This is a genomic window from Streptomyces sp. NBRC 109706 (assembly GCF_000974485.1).
In the GTDB taxonomy this organism is placed as follows: Bacteria; Actinomycetota; Actinomycetes; order Streptomycetales; family Streptomycetaceae; genus Streptomyces.
Genome location: NZ_BBOM01000004.1, coordinates 68,520 through 91,871, shown reverse-complemented (window position 1 = coordinate 91,871; position 23,352 = coordinate 68,520). Strand labels below are relative to the sequence as shown.

Sequence of the window (23,352 nt, the reverse complement as noted above, 5' to 3'; positions counted from 1 at the left end):
GGTTCGAACGACTCTAAGTCGCGATCCGGCCGGCGGTGCCTGGCCCGGGCCCGGGTGTGGGCGGAATCACCAGCCCGGTGGGCGGCCACAAAAGGCCAGCTCGGGGCTTTCGATCACATTCTGGTGAGAGTTCGAATACGAATGGCTAGCAGCAGCCCAACTCCGATCCAAATGGCAAACATGGATGAGCCGCCATAGGACAGGAACGGAAGCGGCAGTCCGGTCACCGGCATGATCCCCAGCGCCATCCCCATGTTCTGGAACGTCTGGAAGGCGACCCACGCCACCACCCCGACGGCGACGATGGTGCCGTAGGGGTCGGGCGCGTCCCTGGCGATGCGACAGCCGCGCCAGAGCACCATCCCCAACAGCACGATGATCAACCCGGCGCCCAGAAAGCCCAGTTCCTCGCCGGCGACGGTGAAGATGAAGTCGGTGTGCTGCTCCGGCACGAACTGACCGAGCGTCTGACTGCCGTGGAAGAGGCCCTGTCCGGTGAGCCCGCCGGAGCCGATCGCGATCCGGGCCTGGTTGGTGTTGTATCCCACACCCGAGGGGTCGAGGGCCGGGTTGGCGAAGGCGGCGAACCGGTTGATCTGGTACTCGTCCAGCAGGCCCAGCTGCCAGACCGCCAGCGCGCCGACCACGGCGAGCGTCACCAGGCCGACGATCCAGGACCGGCCGGTGCCCGAGGCCGCCAGCACGCCGAGCGCGATCACGGCGAGCACCATGGTCTGGCCCACGTCGGGGGTGAGCATCACCAGCGCCGCGGGGACGGCGGCCACCAACAGCGCCTGGAGCACGGTGCGGTGGTCGGGACCGTGCCGGCGTTCGTTCGTCCCCGGCGCCGCCAGCAGCAGCGCCATGGCGAGGATCACCACGATCTTGGCCAGCTCGGACGGCTGGAACGCGAAGCCGGCGCCCAGCTGGAGCCAGCTGCGGGAACCGTTGACCGTGGAGCCCAGCGGGGTCAGCACCAGCAGGGAGAGGACCACGCACAGCAGATAGAGCAGCGGCACGGCGGCCCGCAGCCGGACATAGCCGTACCAGACGATCAGCGCGGCAAGGCCCAGGCCGATGCTCACGTTGAGCAGCTGGCGCATCAGGAAGAACTCGGGCTCGCCGTTGTTCAGATCGGTGCGGTTCCTGGTGGCCGAGTAGACCAGCAGGATGCCCAGCGTGGTGAGGACCAGGGCGGACAGCAACAGCGGCCAGTCCAGCCGCCTGGCGAGCGAGCCCCGCGCGGTGAGGATGCGCCAGACACTCTGCTCACCCGCCGGGGGAACGGAAGTGGGGTAGCTGCGTACGGTCACACAAATGACCTTACGTGTCCACCCCACTCCGGAGCGTCAACGCGGATGTCGGCGGCGTCGCCGGATCAGGCCCAGAGCTGTCCGTGCAGCCCGGCCACCGCCTCCTCGGTGCTGGCCGCGTTGTAGATCCCGGTGGAGAGGTACTTCCAGCCGCCGTCGGCGACCACGAACGCGATATCGGCGGTCTCGCCCGCGCGCGCCGCCTTCCGCCCGACGCCGAGCGCCGCGTGCAGCACGGCCCCGGTGGAGACGCCGGCGAAGATGCCCTCCTGGTGCAGCAGCTCCCGCACCCGGCGCACCGCGTCCTCGGAGCCGACGGAGAAGCGCGTGGTCAGCACGGAGTCGTCGTACAGCTCGGGGACGAAGCCCTCGTCCAGGTTGCGCAGTCCGTAGACCAGATCGTCGTAGCGCGGCTCGGCGGCGACGATCTCCACGCCGGGGCGCTGCTCCCGCAGATAGCGGCCGACGCCCATCAGGGTGCCCGTGGTACCGAGGCCGGCCACGAAATGGGTGATCGACGGCAGGTCGGCCAGGATCTCGGGGCCGGTGGTGGCGTAGTGCGCGCCCGCGTTGTCCGGGTTTCCGTACTGGTAGAGCATGACCCAGTCGGGGTGCTCGGCGGCCATCTCCTTGGCCACCCGGACGGCCGTGTTGGAACCGCCGGCGGCCGGCGACGAGACGATCTCGGCGCCCCACATCGACAGCAGCTGACGTCGCTCGACCGAGGTGTTCTCGGGCATCACACAGACGATCCGGTAGCCCTTGAGCCGGGCCGCCATGGCCAGCGAGATCCCGGTGTTGCCCGAGGTCGGCTCCAGGATCGTGTTGCCGGGGACGAGCCGGCCGTCCTTCTCCGCCTGCTCGATCATGTACAGCGCCGGCCGGTCCTTGACGGAGCCGGTCGGGTTGCGGTCCTCCAGCTTGGCCCAGATCCGCACCGACTCGTCGGGGGACAGCCGGGGCAGCCGCACCAGCGGCGTGTTCCCGACCGAGGCCAGCGCATGGTCGAACCGCATCAGCGCATGCCCCCGGCGACCGCCGGGAGGATGGTGACGCTGTCGCCGTCGCTCAGCGGCGTGGAGATGCCGTCCAGGAACCGCACGTCCTCGTCGTTGAGATAGACGTTGACGAAGCGGCGCAGCTCGGCCCCGTCGACCAGGCGCTCCCTGATGCCGGGGTGGTTGGCGTCCAGGTCGGCGAAGAGCTCGTCGATGGTCTTCCCGCTGCCGGAGACGGCCTTCTGGCCGTCGGTGTAGGTGCGGAGAATGGTCGGGATGCGGACCTCGATGGCCATGGGGACTCCAGAACGAGAGACGGGCTTGGGGTCTGTCCGGCGGACGTCGCTGGACGGCTTCGGCGGTGTGCGATCGACCAGCCGGTCAGCCCACCACGCGACACGGACCGAGACGACACGGCTCGAAGTACGGACATGCCTCGCGCGGCGCGGGTGATCGGCTGCCGCTCACGTCCGGGAGAACCATGGCGTCATCGTATCGATTCCCGATTGGGCGATCGAGAGCGTTCAGCATGCGAACGAGGACGTTCAGCCAGTGGTCGAGCCGGCGTGATCCTCGTCCGATCCCGGGGGATAACTCGCCACGACCCGCACTTCCTCCTCGGTGACCACCTCGTCCACGATGCGGAACGAGCGGAAGGAGACCGGCCCCTCGTCGTTGCCGCACTCGGCCGTGGAGACCAGCACATAGTGCGCACCCGGCTCGTTGGCGTAGGCGATATCGGTGCGCGAGGGGTAGGCCTCGGTGGCGGTGTGCGAGTGGTAGATGACCACCGGCTCCTCGTCCCGGTCGTCCAACTCCCGGTAGAGCCTGAGCAGATCGCCCGAGTCGAACTCGTAGAAGGTGGGCGAGCGGGCGGCGTTGAGCATCGGGATGAAGCGCTCCGGGCGGGAGGTGCCGGCCGGTCCGGCGACGACCCCGCAGGCCTCGTCCGGGTGGTCGGCCCGGGCGTGGGCCACGATCTGGTCGCGCAGTTCCGCCGTGATGGTCAGCATGCGGCCAACCATAGGACGCCCTCGGGGCCGACCGGGAGGCGGGCGCCGGCAGCCGAGGTGTTCCGGGACTCACTTCGCCAGGGTGATCCCGTCCGTCGGGTCGGCCTCGTCCTCGTCCCTGCCCTCGTCCCCGCCCTTGTTCTCGTCCTGGGCCCGCTCGTCCTGGGCCCGCTCGTCCGCCTCGATCGCCGCGTCGCTCTCGCCCGCGTCGCGGCGTCGTACGTAGACCAGCACCCGGCGCAGTTCACGGCGGACCACCGGGGTCAGCAGATAGAGGCCGATGATGTTGCAGACGGCGGCCAGGAAGAGGAAGGCGTCCGCGAGGTCCACCAGGGTGCCGAGCGAGAGCAGCGCGCCGCCGACGGCCAGCAGGCAGAACAGCACCTTGTAGCTGCCGTCGGCCAGCCGGCCGGCGCCGAAGAGATAGGTCCAGGCCTTCAGCCCGTAGTAGCCCCAGGTGATGATCGTGGCGAAGGCGAAGAGGAAGACGGCCAGGGTCAGCACCACGGGGAAGCCGGGCAGGGCGGTCTCGAAGGCGTCCGAGGTGATGGAGATGCCCACCGCGTTGCCCTCGACCTCCGCGCCGGAGACGGCCCGCTCCCTGGCCTCCTCGTAGAGCGGCCCGCCGGCCACCACGATGGTCAGCGCCGTCATGGTGCAGATCACCACGGTGTCGAGGAAGGGCTCGATCAGCGCGACCAGGCCCTCGGTGGCCGGGCGTCTGGTCTTGACGGCGGAGTGGGCGATCGGCGCCGAGCCGACGCCGGCCTCGTTGGAGAACGCCGCCCGTTGGAAGCCGACGATCAGCGCGCCCACCAGGCCGCCGGTGACGCCGGCCGGGCTGACCGCCTCCCGGCAGATGGTGGCCACCGCGTCCGGCACCTGGGTGACGTTGCAGCCGATCACCACCAGACAGGCGGTGACATAGAGGATCGACATCGCCGGGACCAGTCGGCTGGTGACCCGGCCGATCGCCCGGATGCCGCCGACCAGCACCAGCCCGGCGAGCAGCGCCACCACCACGCCGAAGAGCAGGGCGCCGGCCGAATCGGCGAAGAACGAGGTGTGGTCCTCGGTGACCGCGACCAGCTGCTCCAGGCTCTGGTTGACCTGGAAGAGGTTCCCGCCGAAGAAGGCGAAGAACAGGATCATCACCGCGGCCAGCAGCGCCAGCGCACCGCCGAGCCTGGGCAGCCCGCGCTCCGCCAGGCCCTTGCGCAGGTACTGCATGGGGCCGCCCGACACCCGCCCGTGCTCGTCGATGTCGCGGTAGCGGACGCCCAGGGTGCACTCGACGAACTTGCTGGCCATCCCGAGGAATCCGCAGAGCATCATCCAGACGGTGGCCCCCGGCCCGCCGATCGAGACCGCGATGGCCACGCCCGCAATATTGCCCAGGCCGACCGTGCCGGAGACGGCGGATGTCAGCGCCTGGAAGTGGCTCACCTCGCCCGGCGCGTCGGGCTGCTCGTAACGGCCCCTGACGATGCGGAGCGCGAGGGGCAGATGTCGCACCTGCACGCATCCGAAGGCCACGGTGAAGACCAGTCCGGCGACCGCGAGCCAGGCGACGATCAGCGGGAAATCGGCGCCGAGGATACCCACTTCGTAGAAGACCACTCGGGTCAACGCGTTACTGACCGGTTCGAAAAGATTGTTGACCGTCTGATCGATCTCATCGGTCCAGGAGTGTTCGCTCGCCATGGCAGACCCCTGACGGTGCAGGAAATGAAAACACCGTCAGGTTATCCGGGAATCCGAGTTACGGCAGAAGAGTCTCCACCAGCGACTCCAGCAGTCCGCCGAGCCAGAGAAAGGCCAACACCATGGGTCTACGGGGATCGTCGTCCGGCAGCTCGAAAAGCTTTTCGACAGTGGAGTCGTCCTCGATCTCCAGCCGCGCGCCGATGACCAACCTGATGTCGTTGAGCGCGCCGACCCAGCGCTCCGACTGCTCCCGGCGCAGCGTCAGCAGCAGCCCGTCGGCGCCGGTGGGGGCGGTGGAGCGGGCCGTGTCGAGGGTGCGCACGACCTCCAGCAGGCGTTCCCTCTTCTGGGTGCGCAGATCGCCCTCGGTGAAGCGGCGGAACTCGGCGGAGAGCCGCTGCCCCTCGGCGTCCGGCGGGCCGTCCGGAGTCTGATAGGCGTCCGGGAAAAGCCGCGCCAGCGCGGGATCGCTGGGCGGTTCACTCGGCCCCTCGGCGAAAAGCGCGGCCAGTGGGTCGGCGCCTTCCTCCTCCTCGGGGCCCGGGCCGATCAACTCCAGAACCTGCACCGAGACGCTCCGCAGAATGGACCATTCGACTTCGTCCAAAGCGATCGCCGCGCCGCGTTCGTCGCCGCCCACCGGCTCGAAGTAGCCGGCCATCAGCGGTCCCGCTGGAGCGTCGCCCACAGGCCGTATCCGTGCATCGCCTGCACGTCCCGCTCCATTTCCTCGCGGGTGCCCTGGGATACCACGGCGCGGCCCTTGTGATGGACATCGAGCATGAGTTCCTTGGCCTTGTCCTTCGCATAGCCGAAATACGTCTGGAAGACATAGGTCACGTAAGTCATCGTGTTCACCGGGTCGTTGTGCACCACGGTGACCCATGGGACGTCGGGGGTGGGCGCCTGGTCGGGCGCCGCGCGCTCCTCGGTGCGTTCGATCTCCACGGGCATGGCAGTCACGCCCCCATGCTGCCACCACCCCCGCCTCCGGACCCAAACGCCCTGCGCAGCGGCCCGCCGGACAGATATCGTCAGTTTGACGAGATCCTGGGGTACGCTGGCGTCATGGACGTCATGGACCGTAGGCACCAGAGCCCGCAGGTGGCGGTGCCCTCCACCGCGCTCTTCACCGACCAGTACGAACTGACCATGCTGCAGGCGGCGTTGCGCGCCGGCACCGCGCACCGGCGCTCGGTGTTCGAGGTCTTCACCCGCCGGCTGCCCGAGGGCCGCCGCTACGGCGTGGTGGCCGGCACCGGGCGGGTGCTCGACGCGGTGACCAACTTCCGCTTCGAGCCCGAACTGCTGGAATTCCTCGACCGCCAGCAGGTGGTGGACCGCCGCACCGTGGACTGGCTGGCCGACTTCCGGTTCACCGGCTCCGTGCGCGGCTACCCGGAGGGCGAGATCTACTTCCCCGGCTCCCCGATCCTCCAGGTGGAGGGCAGCTTCGCCGAGTGCGTGGTGCTGGAGACCGTGATCCTTTCGATCCTCAACCACGACTCGGCGGTGGCCGCGGCCGCCTCCCGGATGGCGGTGGCCGCCGCCGACCGGCCGCTGATGGAGATGGGCGCCAGGCGCACCCATGAGCTGGCCGCCGTCGCCGCCGCCAGGGCCGCCTATGTCGGCGGCTTCTCCGCCACCTCGAACCTGGCCGCCGGCTTCCGCTACGGCATCCCCACGGTGGGCACCAGCGCGCACGCGTTCACCCTGCTGCACGACAGCGAGCGCGACGCCTTCGTCGCCCAGGTCGACTCGCTCGGCGCCGGCACCACCCTGCTGGTGGACACCTACGACGTGGCCGAGGCCGTGGCGACCGCCGTCGAGGTGGCCGGGCCGGCGCTGGGCGCGGTGCGGATCGACTCGGGCGATCTGCTGGTGGTCGCCCACCAGGTCAGGCGGCAGCTGGACCGCCTCGGCGCGACGGGCGCGCGGATCGTGGTCACCAGCGATCTCGACGAGTACGCCATCGCCTCGCTGGCCGCCGCCCCCGTCGACTCCTACGGTGTCGGCACCCAGCTGGTCACCGGCAGCGGGCACCCCACCTGCTCGATGGTCTACAAGCTGGTCGCCAGGGCCGACGGCGAGGGCCCCGACGCCCCCATGCGTCCGGTGGCCAAGAAGTCGCTGGGCGGCAAGCTGTCGGTGGCCGGCGTCAAATGGGCCGCCCGGCCGACGGACGCCCAGGGCGTCGCCGAGGCCGAGGTGATCGGCACCGGCGAGATCCCCGCCGAACTGGCCGACAGCCGGCTGGGTGTGGAGCTGATGCGCGACGGGGAGCCGGTGGGCGCCGAACCGCTGGACGCGGCCAGGGAACGCCATGTCCGCGCCCGCGCCCGGCTGCCGCTCTCGGCCACCCAGCTCTCCAAGGGCGACCCCGTGCTGCCGACGCACTACCGCACGCCGAAGGCATGACCGCACGCCGCCCAGTAGGCTCGGGCCGACCGGATCACAAGGGCAACCGCACGGGGATGGACAGGTGGTCTCGATGCACCGCGCACTGATCGTCGTCGACGTACAGAACGACTTCTGTGAGGGCGGCAGCCTCGCCGTCGCCGGCGGCGCCGATGTGGCCGCCGCGATCACCGACCTGATCGGCGCCGCCACGGCCGGCTACCGCCATGTGGTGGCCACCAGGGACCGGCATATCGACCCGGGCAACCACTTCGCCGAGCAGCCCGACTACGAGAACACCTGGCCGCGGCACTGCGTCGCCGGCACCGAGGGCGTGGGCTTCCACCCCAACTTCGCCCCCGCGGTCGCCTCCGGCGCCGTGGAGGCGTGTTTCGACAAGGGCGCCTACGAGGCCGCCTACAGCGGCTTCGAGGGGCACGATGAGTCCGGCACCGGGCTGGCCGACTGGCTGCGCGCCCGGGAGATCACCGAGGTGGACGTCGTCGGCATCGCCACCGACCACTGCGTCCGGGCCACCGCGCTGGACGCGGCCGGCGAGGGGTTCACCACCCGGGTGCTGCTGAGCCTGACGGCCGGCGTCGCCCAGCCCACCGTGGACCAGGCGCTGGCCCAGCTCGCCGAGGCCGGCGTGGAGCTGACCGGCACCCCGACGGTGCGCTCCTGAGCCCCGGGCCGCCCCCGGCCTCAGGAGGCCAGCCGGCTGGGCCGGCGGAAGAGATGCGTCATCGGATGCCAGCGCTCCGTGACATCGCAGGGCGCGGAACGCCACACCACGCCCTCCGGATGGTGCAGCACGGCCGAGATCTCGTCCGGGGTCGGCGGGGCGGCGTTGCCCCGCAGGTAGACGGCGCGCAGGCCGAGGTTACGCAGCCGGGTCAGCGCCCTGGGGCGATTCACCGCGTGGACCAGCACGCGCACCGGCCGGCCCGACGCGTCGGGCCTGGGCACGGTGAGCGCGACGACGACGCTGCCATCGGGCAGCCGCACAAACCCTCCGTCGGCCATCAGACACCTTTCCCGGTCGTTCTCCTTCGAGGATGGACTCAGCATCCCTCCGCCGATCCTTCCGCCAATTCTTACAGCCAATCCTTACGCCATCGGCCGCCGCCCGTCGAGGGGCGGCGGCCGATACGTACTCTGACCTGCGGTTTTCTAGTGGGTCACATCAGCAGCCGTCAGATATCGACGGAAGGCCAACGGATGACCACGTTCCGTGTGGGACTCAGCGGCGACCGCTGGGACCCACCCGGACGGTGATCGGCTGGGAACCGTTGCGCGGCTCCGAGAGCACCGTGATCTTGGTGTTGGTGTCCGGAACGATCACGCTGTTGCCGGGGTTGCTCTCGTCCCAGTACTCGCCACGACGGTCGTCGAAGGTCCGCTCCCCGCGCTGGCTGCGCAGCGTGGTGGGCTCGCCGTCCAGATGGAGCGTCAGCTTCTCGGTCGCGGAGCGGCCGAAGGTGGCGTCCCTGGACTGGATCCGGTTACGGATGGTCGAGCCGTCGGCCCAGTTCTCCGAGGTCGGATGCGCGTCCACCGGCAGGATCAGGCCCTCGCCCGGGTGCTGGCTGGTGTTGTTGTTGGTCTGCGAGGTGTCCCACAGCCACACCAACATGCCGTTCTCGTAGGAGTAGTGCTCCACCCAGTCCGGCCGGTCCGTGATCCAACCGAAGTTGTAGGGACCGTTCTCCAACGTCGCGTCGAAGTTGGTGTACTGGCGGTTCTCCAGAATGTAGTACTGCGGGTAGTCGTCGGTGATCGACGCACCCACGATCGAGAAGCCGTTGGCCTCCCAATCGCCCTCGCCGTCCTCGGCGTTGTCGCTGAAGGCGACCTCGCCGTCGACGCTGATCGTGATCTCGTCGGCGGTGAAGCCGATCTCGGTCAGCGCGCCGTCCGTCTGGTAGCGGAACCGGATGTCGACGCTGTCGCCGGCGTAGGCGTCCAGCGGGAAGGACAGGGCCACATGGCCGTCCGAGACGCCGGTGATCACCGTGCGGCCGGCGCTGTCCTGGGGCAGCGGCTCACCGTCGGCGGTGCCGTCGATCGGCGTCCAGGTGGTGCCGTTGGTCGACGCCTCGACATAGAGGTTGTCGTAGCCCTCCTCGATGCTGTACCAACCGGTGAGGTCCAACGAGGCGGTCTCCGCGCCGGTCAGATCGACCGTGCGGGTCAGGGTGTTGCTCAGGTCGTCGCCCGAGCCGCTCCACCACTGCGCCTCGCCCTCGGCGGGCTCGGCGATCTCGTGGGTGACGGTCTTCGACGGCAGCTCGACGATCACGGCCTGCGTGTCGCCGCGGCCGCGCCGCGCCTCCGGGTACTGGTTCCCGGACGCGCCGATCCGGTGCGTGGACCGCGTGGCGGCCTGCGCCACCTCGTAGTCCAGCCAGCCGAGTTGCAGCTTCTCCCAGGAGCCCATCTCGTTGGGCAGGGTGCCGATGGCACCGTCCCCGAGACCCAGCCAGGAGCCGGAGGACATCGCGGACCAGAAGGCGGTGCCGTTCTCGCCGCCCGCCGTGTCGTAGAGGTCGGGCAGCCCCAGGTCATGGGCGAACTCGTGGGCGAAGACGCCGACTCCGCCGTTCTCCGGCTGGATGGTGTAGTCGCCGACCCAGATGCCGGTGTCGCCGATCTGGGTGCCGCCGGCCGGGTTGTCCTCGGGCCCGTTGAGCCCGATCTGGTCGGCGTACGCGTACCAACGGTGCGCCCAGATGGCGTCGTCGCCCTGCGCGCCGCCGCCGGCCGAGGCGTCCTCGCCGGCGTGCACGATCTGGAAGTGGTCCAGATAGCCGTCCGGCTCGTTGAAGTCGCCGTCGCCGTCGAAGTCGTAACGGTCCTGGACGTCGTACTCGGCGAGCGTCGCCCGGATCTCCTCCTCGGGCACACCGGCCGCGAGCTGGTCCTCGTACCAGGCGTTCACGCCGTGGGCGACGACGTCCCACACCTCCTGGCAGACGTTGCTGCCACAGATGCTGGTGCCGTACCTGGCCTCGTTGTAGTCCACCCGGACCCAGTCGGTGACCAGGCCGTCGACGGTGTAACGGCCGGAGGACTGCGCCTCGAAGTACTGCTTGACGGACGGGACGTCCGGGTCCTCCGAGTAGTAGATGTCCTCGTAGTACTCGCGGCCGAAGTCCTCCTGCCAGATGGTGGTGTTGTCGTGCTCCCGGTCCGGCTCGGCGATCTCGTTGACCCGGGGGCCCGGCTCACCGCCGTAGACCGGGTGCACCTCGTCGCCGAACTCCACCAGCACGGTGAAGATCTTGTCGGTGCCGGTGGTGGCCACCTCGACGAACTCACCGTCGGACAGCTCCACCACCTCGGAGCCGGCCAGGGCCTGAGCGCTGGCGTCACCGGCGATCAGCGCCTGGAAGGCCTGCTGCTTCTGCGCCTCCCGCTTCTCGGCCAGCGGGTTCTCCAACTCCGGTGCGGCGCCGAAGCGTTGGTCCTCCACCGGAACGTCGATGTCGTCCGCCGGCGTGTTGGCCTGCGCGGTACCGACCGGCACCAGAGCCGCCGCGCCCAACGCGGCAATGGCCGTGGCCACGGCGACGGTTGTGGATCTTGTGGATCTCTTTCCTAGCTTCACCTGTTCGCCAGTCCTCCCCTGCGCACGCAGTGATCTATCGGGACGCATTTGACATGAGTAAGACAGAAAAAGACAGACCTTGATTCAAACTCAGGGGCCAACTAACGTTTTGCAGGCGCCTGTCAGCCTTCCGTCAAGCGAAGCGACGGCCGATCCCGCTCCCGCGATCCGGGCGATCAGCCCGTGACCCCTGCGCGGATGAACCGATGCGCCCCCCGTGCTCCCGAGCCCCCGGCCCGGCACGCTTACCCGACTCGCGGGACGGGCATCGAGGCTCGTAGAGTCGTTCGATGGGAAGGACACCCCCTCGCCTTCCCGACGGCTACAGCTCTCCATCCGAGGACGGATACCGCCATGCCGCACCCGACCCCCGTGCAGATCGTCTACGGTTCGGTCACCGTCATCACCCTCACGTTCCTGATGCTGGTCCTGGTCCCCGCCGACTCCCTGCCCGTCGCGCTGGCGATCGCCTGCGGCGCGCTGGCCGCCGGCACCGGGGTGGCCCTGTTCGTCAACGCCCGTTCCGCCGGCTCCCGTTCGGCCTCGGCCTCGGCCGCGCCGGCGCCGCGTTCGGCCGCCGTCCCGGCGGCGCCGGTGGCCGCGCCGCGTGAGCGCCTGGCGCCGGTCGGGAAACGCTCCGAGGCGCGCGTCTGATCGACGACGGCCCGGGCGGCGGCGCGGGCGACCGGGCGGCGCGGGCGACGGGGCGGCGGCGCGGGAAACGCTCACCCGGTGGAGACCACCAGGGTCCTGGCCGCCTTGTCGTGCAGACACTGGCGGTAGGGGCGATCCCAGGTGCAGAACAGCACGTTGACGAGCCAGAAGACAAAGCCGACGCAGGGCAGCAGCTGGGGCAGCGAGTAGACGCCCGCCCGGAACCACGCCGGGTTGCCGTGCGGCACCGCCCCGTCGGCGAGCATCGCGACCCGGATCCTCATGGCCATCTTGCCCAGGGTCTGGCCGCGGGCGCTGAGCATCAACGCCTCGTAGACGAAGTAGACCAGCAGCACCACGGCCTGCCGCCCGTAGGAGCCGCCGCCCCCGTCGTTGTTGTCGAAGTCGTAGCCGCCGGCGAACGGCCAGAGGATGAGCGTCACCGGAACCGCGATGATCACTATGTCGATGATCCGCGCCACCAACCGGCGCCAGAGCGCGGCCAGTGGCGGCATGCCGGCCAGCGGGTCGGCGGCGCCGCTGGCGTCGCCGTAGGGGTTGGCGCCATAGCGGTCGCCGCCCGTGGGACCGCCGACGCCGGGCACACCGCCGCCGGGCGGGACGCCGCCGGCGGTCGGCGGAGGCGGCGCGGGAGGCAACCCGGACTCGTCGCGGAGGGTGGGGTCGACGGGCCAATCGCGTTCCGGCTCGTCGCCGGGGCCTGGGCGCGGCTGCTCGGTGCTCATGGCAGCGAGTCCACCCCGGCCCCGACGCGACCGCATCCGGACGGCCGGCGGATGGGCTACCGAGCTGGTCCGACCGGGTCAGCCGGCTTCTTTTTCGTCGCCACGAAGGTCTTGGCCGCCTTGTCGTGCCAGCCCTGCCGCCAGGGCCGGTCCCGTACGGCGAGGATCATGTTGACGATGCCGACCAACACCACGCTCAGCAGGTTGTAGACCAACCAGCGCAACAGCGCGGCGCCGAACGACGGCGTCTCCTGGCGTTGCATGTCCAACACCCGGAGCCCGCAGACGGCCTTGCCCAGGGTGGTGCCCCAGAGCGCGACGGGCAGCACCTCGAAGAGCAGCCCCACGCCGAAGAACACCCCGAGCACCATGCCGAGATAGCCGCCGGTGGTGCCGTCGATCAACCAGATCTGCTCGTTGACGCCGGCATGCTCGATCGAGTCGATCCGGTCGCTGATGTGGTCCCTGGCGTCCCCGAGCAGCGGCACGGCCAGCGCGATCGCACCGCCGAGCGGAAGGATCAGATCCAGCAACCGGGCGGTGAGCCGGCGCCCCGACGTGGCCGGGTACTTCTGCTCCGGCTCGGCCAGCTTGCCCATCATGGTGAGCGGAGCGCCCTCGTGGGACTGGAGATACGACGACTGGGAGCCGCCCGGGCCCTGCGCCGAGCCCTGCGCGGGCGGCGGGTAGCCGTAGCCGCCGGAGCCCTGCGCGGGCGGCGGATAGCCGTAGCCGCCCTGCGGCCCGGCGGCGGGGCCGCCGCCCTGCTGGGGGAAGCCGTAGCCGGACTGGCCCGGCTGGCCATGACCGCCGGGCTGGGGCTGCCCGGGCTGGGGGAACCCATAGCCCTGCTGCCCGCCCGGACCACCGGGCTGCCCCGGCTGGCCCGGGAAACCCGCGCCGGCGGGGGCCGGCTGCCCGGGCGCGGCCGCACCCGAGGCCGGCGGAAACCCGTAACCCTGCTGACCACCTGGACCACCCTGCTGGCCGGGGAACCCAGCCCCGCCGGGACCTGCGGCCGGCTGACCGGACGCACCCCCCGGGCCACCAGGCTGGCCGAAGCCAGGAGGACCACCGGCCGGAGCCGACGAACCACCGGCGGCAACCTGCGGGTTGGCGCCGCCCGCGGCCGCCGGCGGGGCGGCCTGACCGCCGGAGGCACCCGGCTGACCCGGGAGGCCAAGGCCGGGTGGGCCACCAGCGGGACCGGCACCGGGCTGACCGAAACCGGGAGGGCCACCGGCAGGGGCCGACGAACCACCGGCGCTCGGCTGGCCAGGAGCAGCGCCCGCAGGACCCGCACCGGGCTGGCCGAAGCCAGGAGGACCACCGGCCGGGGCCGACGAGCCACCACCACCGGGACCACCGGACTGACCCGGCAAACCAAGACCAGGAGGACCACCAGCGGGAGCCGACGAACCACCGGCAGCCGCCGGCGAGTTGGCACCACCGGACGCACCACCAGCGGGACCCGCACCGGGCTGGCCGAAGCCAGGAGGACCACCGGCCGGGGCCGGCGAACCACCACCACCGGGACCACCGGACTGACCCGGCAAACCAAGACCAGGAGGACCACCAGCGGCAGCCGGCGCGCTGGCCTGACCGCCGGAGGCACCCGGCTGGCCCGGGAGGCCGCCCGCGGGGGAGGAGGACGAACCAGGCCCGGCCGGCTGGGGGTTGGCGCCGCCGGCCGGGGCGCCGGGGGCGTCCGCGCCCGCCGGCGGGGTGGCCTGACCGCCGGAGGCACTCCGCTGGGGTGGGAGGGAAAGGCCGAGCGGGGGGCCGGACCCCGCCGGCCCGGCCGGCTCGGCCGGCGCCGCCTTCGGCTGGGGAGAGGCCGGCGGCTCGGAGCCCTCGGACGGCGTGCGCTGGAACTGTCCCCGGGGGTCGCCCCGGCCCGGCGCCGCCACCGGGGAGGTGCTGACATCCTCGTCGGGGCGCCAGGGGCCGCCGCGTTGGTCCCCTCCGGGCGCGATCTCGGCGCGCCCCTGCCGCTCGGGCAGGGCGGCGGCGCCCGACCCCGCCGCCGGGGGCGTCGGCATGGGCTCGCCTTCCCGTGGCTCGGGCCGGCTGCTGCCGGGAACCCAGGTCTGACCGTCCCAGTACCGGATATAGCCCGGAATGGACGGGTCGGGATACCAGTTGGGCCCCGGGCCGCTGGCGTTTCCTGCGGGTGGGAGGCTCATAGGCGGGCCGAATCCCCTCGTCCGTACATCCTGCTCATGGTCTCTGCGGGATACGATGTTACGTCGCCGCGGGTGCGGCGATACCCCGAGTCAGTCTGTTGTACGAGGACCCTAACGAACAGCGGCCGACCGCGGGGAGCCGAGGCGGCACAGCCCCCGGCGGCCGGGCCCCGGGCCGCCCAACCCGCCGCGCCCACCGCGCTCTTGGGCCCACCGCGCGCCAGCGGAAAACCCCGCGCGCCCCCGGCTCCCACATGGTTCCCTCACAGGTGTTTCGCTCACACGCGGTTCGCTTCTCCATGGATTGCTCACTCATGGTGACGAAGGTACTCGCCGGCACTGACAATCCACCCCGGGAAAAGTTCGGCAACCCGCGTAATAGGAGGCCATCACCCCACTCTCCTCCCCCAGACGGCACCAACGTGGGTGAAGTGACCACAGAAGAAGGGGGTCTTGTCATGCAGACCATCATCGAGCGGGAGTTGGACGTTCAGTTGGTGCTCTCCCCGGAGCGCAGCATCCTCATCCCGGCCCGGCTCAGCTACCGCTCGGACGACCCCTATGCGGTGCACATCACGTTCCACGTCGGCTCGGACGCGCCCGTGCAGTGGACGTTCGCCAGGGAGTTGCTGGTGGAGGGCGTGTTCCGGCCGGCCGGGCAGGGCGATGTGCGGGTCTGGCCCGATCTGCCCGAGGAGCAGCGCGGCGGCGCGATCTGCCTCTCGCTGCGCTCCCCCGACGGAGACGCGCTGCTGCGCATCCCCGCGCACTCCGTCGCGGCCTGGCTGGAGCGGACGATGCGGGTGGTGCCCCCCGGGCGGGAGGGCCGCGACTGGGACATCACGGACGAGCTCTCGGCGCTGCTGGCCGCCCCGTTCGCCGACGCGCGCGGCCGGTCCGAGGTGGAGGAGCGGCACGACCGCGCGGCCGAGCGGCCGGGCCGGCCCGAGTTGCCGGGGCTGTCCCAGGTCTCCGATCTGACCGATCTCGCCGAACTACCCGATCTCGGGCGGCTCTCCGCCCGCGACCGGCCCGCCGACCTCGGGGGCCTCGCCGACCTGGCCGACCTTCCCGAACGCACCGACCTCGGCGGTCGGTTCGACGACACCGGGGAGGCGGCCGGCTGAACCGGCGGCGGCGTGACGCACCAGCGGGATGGTCCGCAGCGGCACCGGGTTGGAGAGCGCTATCACCGTGGACGAGCGGACGATCCCGGCGAACCCGACCACCTGGTCGATCACCCGCTGCAGATCCTCGTTGGAGCGGGCCACCAGCCGGCAGAGCAGATCGCCGTGGCCCGTGATGGTGTGCAGTTCCAACACCTCGGGCACCCGGCGCAGATGCAGCCTGACCCGCTCGCCGACCCCCTGGGTGATCTCCAGGGTGACGAAGGCGGTGACCGGGAACCCGATGGCCGCCGGGTCCACCTCGGGGCCGAAGCCACGGATCACGCCCCGGGCGCGGAGCTTCTCCAGCCGCGCCTGGGCCGTGCCCCTGGCCACGCCGAGCCGGCGGGACGCCTCCAACACCCCTATCCGCGGCTCGTGCGCCAGCAACTCGATCAGCCGCGCGTCCAGCGTGTCGATGGCCGCTTCGGCCGGCCCCTCGATGGCCATGTCGTCCCCTCCCGTAACACCGCCCGTCGGACCCTGGGCAACCTGTGCAGGTTGACCGGCGTTCTCCCCGTTCAGCCGTACAACATGCCCAGAGAAAACGCCAACTATTGCACAGTGTGCCGAGGAGGCGCACCCTGCGGACATGACTGCGGAAAGACGTGAACACAGCGTGGACGACCCGTTCCCCGTGCGGGGCATGGACGCGGTCGTCTTTGCCGTGGGCAACGCCAAACAGGCGGCCCACTACTACGCCACGGCCTTCGGGATGACCCTCGTCGCCTACCGTGGCCCGGAGCACGGCAGCCCGGAACTCGCCTCCTATGTACTGGAGTCGGGCGGCGCCAGGTTCGTCCTGACCTCGGTGATCCGGGCGGCGAGCGAGGAGGGGCACGCGCTGGCCAGGCATGTCGCCGAACACGGCGACGGGATCATCGATCTGGCGATCGAGGTGCCGGACGCCAGGGCCGCCTTCGCGCACGCCACCGCCCAGGGCGCGCGACCGCTGCGCGAGCCGGAGGAGATCTCCGACGAGGACGGCACGGTGGTGCTGGCCGCCGTCGCCACCTACGGCGGGACCCGGCACACCCTGGTGGAACGCGGCGACTACAAGGGCGTCTACCTGCCGGGCTACCAGCCCGCGCGCCCCCTGGTGGCGCCCCCCGAACGACGCTTCTTCCAGGCCGTCGACCACTGCGTGGGCAATGTCGAACTCGGGCGGATGAACGAGTGGGTGGAGTTCTACCAGCGGGTGATGGGGTTCACCAATATGAAGGAGTTCGTGGGCGACGACATCGCCACCGAGTACTCCGCGCTCATGTCCAAGGTGGTCGCCGACGGCTCGCGCAAGGTCAAGTTCCCGATCAACGAGCCGGCGCCGGGCCGGAAGAAGTCGCAGATCGACGAGTACCTGGAGTTCTACGGCGGCCCCGGGGTGCAGCACATCGCCCTGGCCACCAACGACATCGTCCGGACGGTGGACGCGATGCGCGCGGCTGGTGTCGAGTTCCTGGACGTTCCGGACTCGTACTACGACGAGTTGGGGTCCTGGGTGGGCGAGACCCGGGTGCCGATCGACACGCTGCGGAAGCATCGGGTGCTGGCCGACCGGGACGAGGACGGCTATCTGTTGCAGATCTTCACCAAGCCCGTACAGGATCGGCCGACCGTCTTCTTCGAGTTGATCGAACGGCACGGGTCGCTGGGGTTTGGAAAAGGGAACTTCAAAGCTCTCTTCGAAGCAATCGAGCGTGAACAGGCGCGACGGGGGAATCTGTAACAGCACCACCCCCCACAGCCGCCCCCGCGACCTGCACTCGCGGGGGCGGTCTCCGTTCCGGGGCCGCGCCTCAGCAGGAGGGCGCCGAGCCGTCCGTGGCCAGGGAACGAAGGCTTTCGACCGCGTCGCCCAGCGTCTCGACGGGGACGAGCCGGAGCCCGTCCGGCGCGTTGCCGCCCGCCGCGTCGCACTCGTCGCGCGGCACCAGGAACACCTCGGCGCCGTCCGCCCGCGCCGCGTGGGTCTTCAACGGCACGCCGCCGACCGCGCCCACCGTGCCGTCGGCGTCGATGGTGCCGGTGCCGGCGACGACCAGGCCGCCGGTGAGGTCGCCGCCCTCCCCGTCGCCGTCCAACAGGGCGACCACGCCGAGCGAGAACAGCAGCCCGGCGCTCGGACCGCCGACATCGCTGAGGTTCAGCTCGATCTCGATGCCCTCGTCGGCGCGGTCCAGATAGCCCAGCGCGGCGGCCACCGCCGCGTCCTGGGAGACGCGCATCTGCTCGGCGTTGTGCTCCCTGATCTCCTGCGTCGAGTTGCCCACCGGATAGACCGAGTCCCTCGGCAGGACGGCCCGGTCGTCGGCGAGGTACCCGCTGACCACGTCGGCCAGCCGGATGGTGGCGTCGGGCGAGGTGGCGTTGATCGTGGTCATCCGCAGCTCGCCGGCCACCGGCAGCGGTTCGACGCCGCTGATCCGGATCACCGGCTCGCCGTTGTGCTCCCCCAGCACATCGGCGGTCATCCCCGGCTCGGTCACCGCGAACGGCAGCGGGGCCAGCGCGGTGACCGCGAGCAGCGCGGCGAACGCCGCGCCACAGGACGCCAGCACGCGGCGCCTGCGGCGCTCGGGTGACGGCCGGTCGGCGGGGGTGTCGGTGGCCGTCTTCGCGGCCGGCGCTGCGGGCATGGCAGCGAATCTAACGCAGCGCTAGCGCAGCGCGTCGGCCACCTCCCGGGCCGCCCTGATCACCCGGGGTCCCACCTCGGGCGGCACCACATCGCTCAGCAGCACCACGCCCACGCTGCCCTCGATGCCGCACTCGGCCGGCAGCGGCGCTGCGGCGCCGCTGGCGCCGGCCTCCAACTCGCCCTGGGTGGCGACGAATCCGTCCTCGTTGTCGATGTCCTTGCAGCGTCCGGTGAGGATGGCACGGCCCGCCGCGCCCTGTTCCAGCGGATGCCGGAAGCCGGTGCGGTAGGCCACGTGGTAGTCGGTCCAGCTGGGTTCGACGACGGCGACGGCCAGCGCGTCGGTGCCGTCGACGACGGTGAGGTGGGCGGTGGCGCCCAGCTCCTCGGCGAGCGTGCGCAGCGCCGGCAGCGCCGCGTCCCGCACCAGCGGATGCACCTGCCGGCCGAGGCCCAGCACGCCGATGCCGACGCGGGCCCGGCCGCTGGCGTCGCGTCGTACCAGGGAATGCAGTTCCAAAGTGGCCAGCAGCCGGTAGACGACGGTTCGGTTGACGCCCATCTGGCGCGAGAGTTCGGTCACGGTCAGCCCGTGGTCGGTCTCGGCCAGGAGTTTGAGGACCCGAAGGCCCCGGTCGAGCGTCTGAGAGGTCTCGGTGGTCACGACGCCCCCTTCTCAGGTGAGCCCGCAGATCCCACTCGGCACCGCGAAACTCCCGACCCGGCCGCGGCGCGCGCGTGGGCCAACGGTCGCGGTTGCCAAGGAGCAGAAGCCGGCTGCACTCCCCGGAGGCGGCTCTGCCACCCGGGTGTACGCGTGTCCGGAAATGTATCGAGCGTTACCGCTCAGCGGAAGAGGCTGTCCAGATTCCGAGCAGTTCGCGGGCGATTGGTGCCGCTATCTGCCGCAACTCCCGTTTCTGGCCGACCGGTCACCGCATTTTCGTGGCCCACTCCCGCACCTTGAGCATCCGCTGCCGCAACTGCCCTGGGGTGGCCTCCGCCGTCGGCGGTCCGCCGCAGACCCGGCGCAGTTCGGTGTGCACCACCCCGTGCGGCTTCCCCGACTGGTGGGAGTAGGCGCCGACGAGGGAGTTCAGCTCGCGGCGCAGCTCCATCATCTCCTTGTGCGAGACCACCGGACGACGTTCGGCCGGCAGCTCGATCAGATCGGCCTCCTCGTCGGGCTTGCGCCTGCTGTGCGCGATCTGCCGCGCCTGCCGCTTCTGGAGCAGCATCTGCACCTGGTCCGGCTCCAGCAGCCCCGGGATGCCGAGGTAGTCCTGCTCCTCCTCGCTCCCCGGATGCGCCTGCATGCCGAACTCGGCGCCGTCGTACATCACCCGGTCGAAGACGGCCTCCGACTCCAGCGCCTCGAAGGGCAGTTGCTCCTCGCCGTCCGGCTCGTCCCGCTCCCGCTCGGCCTCGGCGAGCAGTTCGGCCTCCTCGGCGTACGGGTCCTCCTCGGCCTTCTTCGGCTTGTCCAGCACATGGTCGCGCTCCAGCTCCAGCTCGTGCGCGAAGCCCAGCAGCGAGGGGATCGTCGGCAGAAAGACGGACGCGGTCTCGCCACGCCGGCGGGAGCGGACGAAACGGCCCACCGCCTGGGCGAAGAACAGCGGCGTGGAGATGGTGGTGGCATAGACCCCGACGGCCAGCCGGGGCACGTCGACCCCCTCGGACACCATCCGCACCGCGACCATCCAACGGTCGTCCGAGGTGCGGAACTCCTCGATCCGGCCCGAGGCGCCGGAGTCGTCGGAGAGCACCAGGGTGGCGGACTCCCCCGTGATCTCCCTGATCAACTTGGCATAGGCCCGGGCCGATTCCTGATCGCTCGCGATCACCAGGCCGCCCGCGTCATGGATGGACCGACGCACCTCGTGCAACCGCCGGTCGGCGGCGCGCAGCACGGCCGGCATCCACTCGCCCCTGGGGTCGAGCGCGGTACGCCACGCCTGCGACACGGCGTCCTTCGTCATCGGCTCGCCCAACCGCGCCGCGACCTCGTCCCCCGCCTTGGTGCGCCAGCGCATGCTGCCGCTGTAGGAGAGGAAGATCACCGGCCGCACCACGCCGTCCGCCAGCGCGTTGCCATAGCCGTAGGTGTAGTCGGCGACGGAGCGCCGCACCCCGTCGTTGCCCTCCGCATAGGCGACGAACGGGATCGGGTTGGTGTCCGAACGGAACGGGGTACCGGTCAACGCCAGCCGTCTGGTGGCCGGTTCGAACGCCTCAAGACATGCCTCGCCCCAGGAGCGGGAGTCCCCCGCGTGGTGGATCTCGTCCAGGATCACCAGCGTCTTGCGCTGCTCGCTGCGGTTGCGGTGCAGCATGGGCCGCACCCCGATGCCCGCATAGGTGACGGCGACCCCGTGGTACTCGCGGCCGACCGGGCCCGCGCTGTACTCCGGATCCAGCTTGATGCCTATCCGGGCGGCGGCCTCCGCCCACTGCGACTTCAGATGCTCGGTCGGCGCGACCACCGTGATCTGCTGCACCACATGGTGGTGCAGCAGCCAGGAGGCCAACGTCAGGGCGAACGTCGTCTTGCCGGCACCGGGCGTGGCGACGGCCAGGAAGTCCCGTGGCTGCGTCCGCAGATACTCGTCCATCGCGCCCTGCTGCCAGGCACGGAGCTTGTTCGCCGTACCCCAGGGCGCGCGGCCGGGAAAGGCCGGCGAGAGATGGGACGAAGGGGCCGGAGTGGCCGGTGAGGAAGAGGCGGTGGTACTCACGATCTCCCGTGCGGTCTCGTCGAGACGGTCGGTCGGCAACGCTCCCCAGCGTATCCGCTGCGCGGAGCCGGGCCGCCGGCCGTCCCCCGGCGGTGCGGGCGCTCGGCGCCCGCACCGCCGGGGGACGGCCGGTATTCGCCCTGCGGGCGGCGGGGCCGGGTTGGAGAGACAGCGGGCTCGTTTCGCGGCCGGTCCGGGGGGGGGGACGGCTGTCCCGGCACGATGGCCGGGCGAGGGGAACGGGCGGAGGGGCCATGCCGTGGTCCAACCGGGCCGCAGGGGACGGGGCGCCCTGCGGGCGGCGCCGAAAGGGCCGGGGAACGGACAGGGAACAACCAGCGGATGGTGATGCCGGTTGCCCCGGCGACGCCGAACAGGGGCCCCGTGGGCGGGAGGGCCTGCGGCGTGAGGGAGGCCACGCCTGATCGGACGCAGCGGCGTCGTGCCCACGCGCATGTACGGTGACGTCTGTTCCGGGCCGCGTCGGCCACCGCCGACCCCGGGGAGAGGCACCGGACGAGGATCCCCGACGCCCGGGGCCGAGCCGGCGGGACGGGCTGACGTCGCTCGCTGGTCGGCCACGCCCGATCCCCCGCCCCGGGGCACCGTCCCCGCCGTCGCGGGTCCGGCCCCCTGCACGGGCGACCACGTCCGGCAGACCTTCAGCCGCGCCGACGGTCAGTCGGTCGGCGGTGGGCGTTCGTGGAGCCGGGTGGCGACCAGGACGCTCAGGAGGGCGGCGGCCGAGGCCGCGGCGTAGACCGCGACAAACGCGGCGGGGCCGACCGTCGTGTCCGTGGCCGTCTCGGCCGCGTGGGCCGAGGCGGCCGTCGCGTCGCCGCCCAGCGCCGCGAAGAGGGAGCCGACCGTGGTGAGCATCACCACATTGGCCAGGGAGTCGCAGAGCTGCAGCGAGGCCACATTGCCGCCCGCCTCCTTCGGCGTCGAGAAACGCAGCACCAGCACACCCACCGTGGACACCACCAGGCCCATTCCGAAGGCGCCCACGCCCAGTGTCAGCACCGGCAGCCAGACCGGCACCGCGTCCAGCAGCACCAGCGGCGTGGTGCCCACGCCCAGCACGATCAACACCGTGCCGGCGCGCACGAGTTCGAAGCGGTGGGGTTCAGCCCAGGGCCGGGACTGGGCCCAGGAGCCCACCGCCCAACTCGCGCCCGAGGCCGCGAGCGAGAGCCCGGCCTGGGTGTAGGACAGGCCCCGCTGGGTCACCAGCAGCAGCGGCAGAAACGTCTGGGTGGAGAGATAGGCCGCCGAGATCACGCCACGCAGCGCGATCACCGACGGCAGGCCGCGGCGGAGCCGGAACGTTCCGGCCGGCAGCAACCGCAGCGCCGAGGGCGCCAGCAGCGCGAGGCCGACGAGCACCGGCAGCAGCGAGAGCCAACGCAGCTCCTGCCCGCCGTACTGGAGCAGTCCCGCGCCCACCGCGACCGCGACGGCCAGCCGCAGCAGCCGCCGGTCCATCGCCCGCGCCACCCCGTCCGGCGGACCCGAAGCGGCGCGGCGCAGCTCGGGCAGCAGCACCAGCAACGGCAGCACCACCAGGACGGTGATGCCGAGGAACACCCAACGCCAGCCGAAGTGTTCGGTGATGGTGCCGGCGATCACCGGACCCACCATCGAGGGCACCACCCAGGCCGCCGAGAACGCCGCCAGCGCGGCGGGACGCAGCCGCTCCGGATAGGCCCGTCGGACCGTGACATAGAGCGCCACGATCACCAGCCCGCCGCCCACCCCCTGGAACGCGCGGCCCACCACGAAGACCCACATCGCCTGCGCCACCCCGGAGAGCAGCAGCCCGGCGGCGAACGCCGCTATCCCCGTCACCACCGGGGCCATCGGCCCCGACCGGTCGCACCACTGCCCGGACACCGACATGCCCAGCAGGCTGGTGGTGAAGAAGGCGGAGAACGCGAACGCGTAGAGCGAGACGCCGTTCAACGCGTCGGCCGCCGCCGGCATCGCGGTGCCGACCGCCATCGCCTCGAAGGCGATCAACAGCACCGTGGCCACGCACCCCAGCGTCAACGCGCGATAGGAGGCGCTCAGCACCCCGCCCGCGGGTTCGGCGGGCGGGGAGGGACGGACGGGGCCGACAGACCGGGCCGGTTCGTCCGGCTCGGCGTCGGGTTGCGCGGCCTCGGCATGTTTCATGCCACCACCGT

Annotated in this window: 20 protein-coding genes and 1 pseudogene; 5 read left to right on the top strand and 16 right to left on the bottom strand. The window is 71.3% G+C overall.

Features of this window, described 5'->3' with window-relative positions:
• Nucleotides 1–113: 113 nt before the first annotated feature.
• The 7 genes from rodA to clpS form a co-directional block, all read right to left on the bottom strand.
• Nucleotides 114–1,313 carry a rod shape-determining protein RodA gene (rodA, locus tag AOM46_RS00380; protein WP_062203857.1) on the bottom strand — a complete coding sequence of 400 codons (1,200 nt, stop codon included), beginning with the start codon at nucleotides 1,311–1,313 and terminating at the stop codon, nucleotides 114–116.
• A gap of 65 nt (nucleotides 1,314–1,378) precedes the next feature.
• Nucleotides 1,379–2,329 carry a PLP-dependent cysteine synthase family protein gene (locus AOM46_RS00375; RefSeq protein WP_062203854.1) on the bottom strand — a complete coding sequence of 317 codons (951 nt, stop codon included), beginning with the start codon at nucleotides 2,327–2,329 and terminating at the stop codon, nucleotides 1,379–1,381.
• Nucleotides 2,329–2,607: a MoaD/ThiS family protein gene (locus AOM46_RS00370; RefSeq protein WP_062203851.1), complete on the bottom strand. Its 279-nt coding sequence runs from the start codon at nucleotides 2,605–2,607 to the stop codon at nucleotides 2,329–2,331. Before AOM46_RS00370 ends, AOM46_RS00375 begins: the two co-directional genes overlap by 1 nt.
• A 249-nt stretch (nucleotides 2,608–2,856) precedes the next feature.
• Entirely contained in the window at nucleotides 2,857–3,324 is a 468-nt protein-coding gene (locus AOM46_RS00365; RefSeq protein ID WP_062203848.1) for a Mov34/MPN/PAD-1 family protein, read from the bottom strand.
• Nucleotides 3,325–3,393: 69 nt separating this feature from the next.
• On the bottom strand, nucleotides 3,394–5,028 hold the full coding sequence (locus AOM46_RS00360) for a sodium:alanine symporter family protein (protein ID WP_062203845.1): 1,635 nt from the start codon (nucleotides 5,026–5,028) through the stop codon (nucleotides 3,394–3,396).
• A gap of 58 nt (nucleotides 5,029–5,086) precedes the next feature.
• Nucleotides 5,087–5,692 carry a DUF2017 domain-containing protein gene (locus AOM46_RS00355; protein ID WP_062203843.1) on the bottom strand — a complete coding sequence of 202 codons (606 nt, stop codon included), beginning with the start codon at nucleotides 5,690–5,692 and terminating at the stop codon, nucleotides 5,087–5,089.
• Nucleotides 5,692–5,985, bottom strand: a complete 294-nt coding sequence (gene clpS / locus AOM46_RS00350) for an ATP-dependent Clp protease adapter ClpS (protein ID WP_062203840.1) — start codon at nucleotides 5,983–5,985, stop codon at nucleotides 5,692–5,694. The genes AOM46_RS00355 and clpS overlap by 1 nt, the downstream gene beginning before the upstream one ends.
• Before the next feature lie 123 nt (nucleotides 5,986–6,108).
• On the opposite strand from clpS, the gene AOM46_RS00345 reads away from it, so the two are divergent.
• Together AOM46_RS00345 and AOM46_RS00340 are read left to right on the top strand one after the other, a co-directional pair.
• Nucleotides 6,109–7,449, top strand: coding sequence for a nicotinate phosphoribosyltransferase (locus AOM46_RS00345; protein ID WP_062206166.1), 1,341 nt, complete (start codon nucleotides 6,109–6,111; stop codon nucleotides 7,447–7,449).
• Nucleotides 7,450–7,522: 73 nt separating this feature from the next.
• The gene (locus AOM46_RS00340) at nucleotides 7,523–8,113 is read left to right on the top strand and encodes an isochorismatase family protein (RefSeq protein ID WP_062206163.1); all 591 of its coding nucleotides are present in this window, start codon (nucleotides 7,523–7,525) and stop codon (nucleotides 8,111–8,113) included.
• A gap of 20 nt (nucleotides 8,114–8,133) precedes the next feature.
• On the opposite strand, the gene AOM46_RS00335 is transcribed toward AOM46_RS00340, so the two are convergent.
• Nucleotides 8,134–8,454, bottom strand: a complete 321-nt coding sequence (locus tag AOM46_RS00335; protein WP_062203837.1) for a hypothetical protein — start codon at nucleotides 8,452–8,454, stop codon at nucleotides 8,134–8,136.
• A gap of 217 nt (nucleotides 8,455–8,671) precedes the next feature.
• Entirely contained in the window at nucleotides 8,672–11,086 is a 2,415-nt protein-coding gene (locus AOM46_RS00330; RefSeq protein ID WP_078856341.1) for an immune inhibitor A domain-containing protein, read from the bottom strand.
• 306 nt (nucleotides 11,087–11,392) lie between these two features.
• Between AOM46_RS00330 and AOM46_RS00325 the strand changes: the two genes are divergently transcribed.
• Nucleotides 11,393–11,692 (top strand): hypothetical protein, encoded by a 300-nt coding sequence (locus AOM46_RS00325; RefSeq protein ID WP_062203834.1) that lies wholly within the window; start codon nucleotides 11,393–11,395, stop codon nucleotides 11,690–11,692.
• 71 nt (nucleotides 11,693–11,763) lie between these two features.
• Here AOM46_RS00325 and AOM46_RS00320 read toward each other — a convergent pair whose 3' ends face one another.
• Both AOM46_RS00320 and AOM46_RS33735 read right to left on the bottom strand, forming a co-directional pair.
• Nucleotides 11,764–12,438: an RDD family protein gene (locus AOM46_RS00320; protein ID WP_062203831.1), complete on the bottom strand. Its 675-nt coding sequence runs from the start codon at nucleotides 12,436–12,438 to the stop codon at nucleotides 11,764–11,766.
• Nucleotides 12,439–12,494: 56 nt separating this feature from the next.
• On the bottom strand, nucleotides 12,495–14,624 hold the full coding sequence (locus AOM46_RS33735; protein WP_158920156.1) for an RDD family protein: 2,130 nt from the start codon (nucleotides 14,622–14,624) through the stop codon (nucleotides 12,495–12,497).
• Between the two features lie 458 nt (nucleotides 14,625–15,082).
• Here AOM46_RS33735 and AOM46_RS34490 point away from each other — a divergent pair.
• Nucleotides 15,083–15,508: pseudogene (locus AOM46_RS34490) on the top strand (SsgA family sporulation/cell division regulator); the annotation flags it as partial.
• Nucleotides 15,509–15,619: 111 nt separating this feature from the next.
• Here AOM46_RS34490 and AOM46_RS00305 read toward each other — a convergent pair.
• Nucleotides 15,620–16,240, bottom strand: a complete 621-nt coding sequence (locus AOM46_RS00305; protein WP_078856339.1) for an Lrp/AsnC family transcriptional regulator — start codon at nucleotides 16,238–16,240, stop codon at nucleotides 15,620–15,622.
• 142 nt (nucleotides 16,241–16,382) lie between these two features.
• On the opposite strand from AOM46_RS00305, the gene hppD reads away from it, so the two are divergent.
• Entirely contained in the window at nucleotides 16,383–17,516 is a 1,134-nt protein-coding gene (gene hppD / locus AOM46_RS00300; protein ID WP_062203823.1) for a 4-hydroxyphenylpyruvate dioxygenase, read from the top strand.
• Between the two features lie 70 nt (nucleotides 17,517–17,586).
• Here the strand turns inward: hppD and AOM46_RS00295 are convergent, their stop codons facing one another.
• The 4 genes from AOM46_RS00295 to AOM46_RS00280 form a co-directional block, all read right to left on the bottom strand.
• Nucleotides 17,587–18,426, bottom strand: a complete 840-nt coding sequence (locus tag AOM46_RS00295; protein ID WP_234313570.1) for a hypothetical protein — start codon at nucleotides 18,424–18,426, stop codon at nucleotides 17,587–17,589.
• Between the two features lie 21 nt (nucleotides 18,427–18,447).
• Entirely contained in the window at nucleotides 18,448–19,092 is a 645-nt protein-coding gene (locus AOM46_RS00290; protein ID WP_062203820.1) for an IclR family transcriptional regulator, read from the bottom strand.
• A 268-nt stretch (nucleotides 19,093–19,360) separates the two neighbouring features.
• Entirely contained in the window at nucleotides 19,361–21,166 is a 1,806-nt protein-coding gene (locus tag AOM46_RS00285) for a DEAD/DEAH box helicase (protein ID WP_062206153.1), read from the bottom strand.
• Nucleotides 21,167–21,844: 678 nt separating this feature from the next.
• Nucleotides 21,845–23,341: an MFS transporter gene (locus AOM46_RS00280; protein ID WP_062203818.1), complete on the bottom strand. Its 1,497-nt coding sequence runs from the start codon at nucleotides 23,339–23,341 to the stop codon at nucleotides 21,845–21,847.
• Nucleotides 23,342–23,352: the final 11 nt, after the last annotated feature.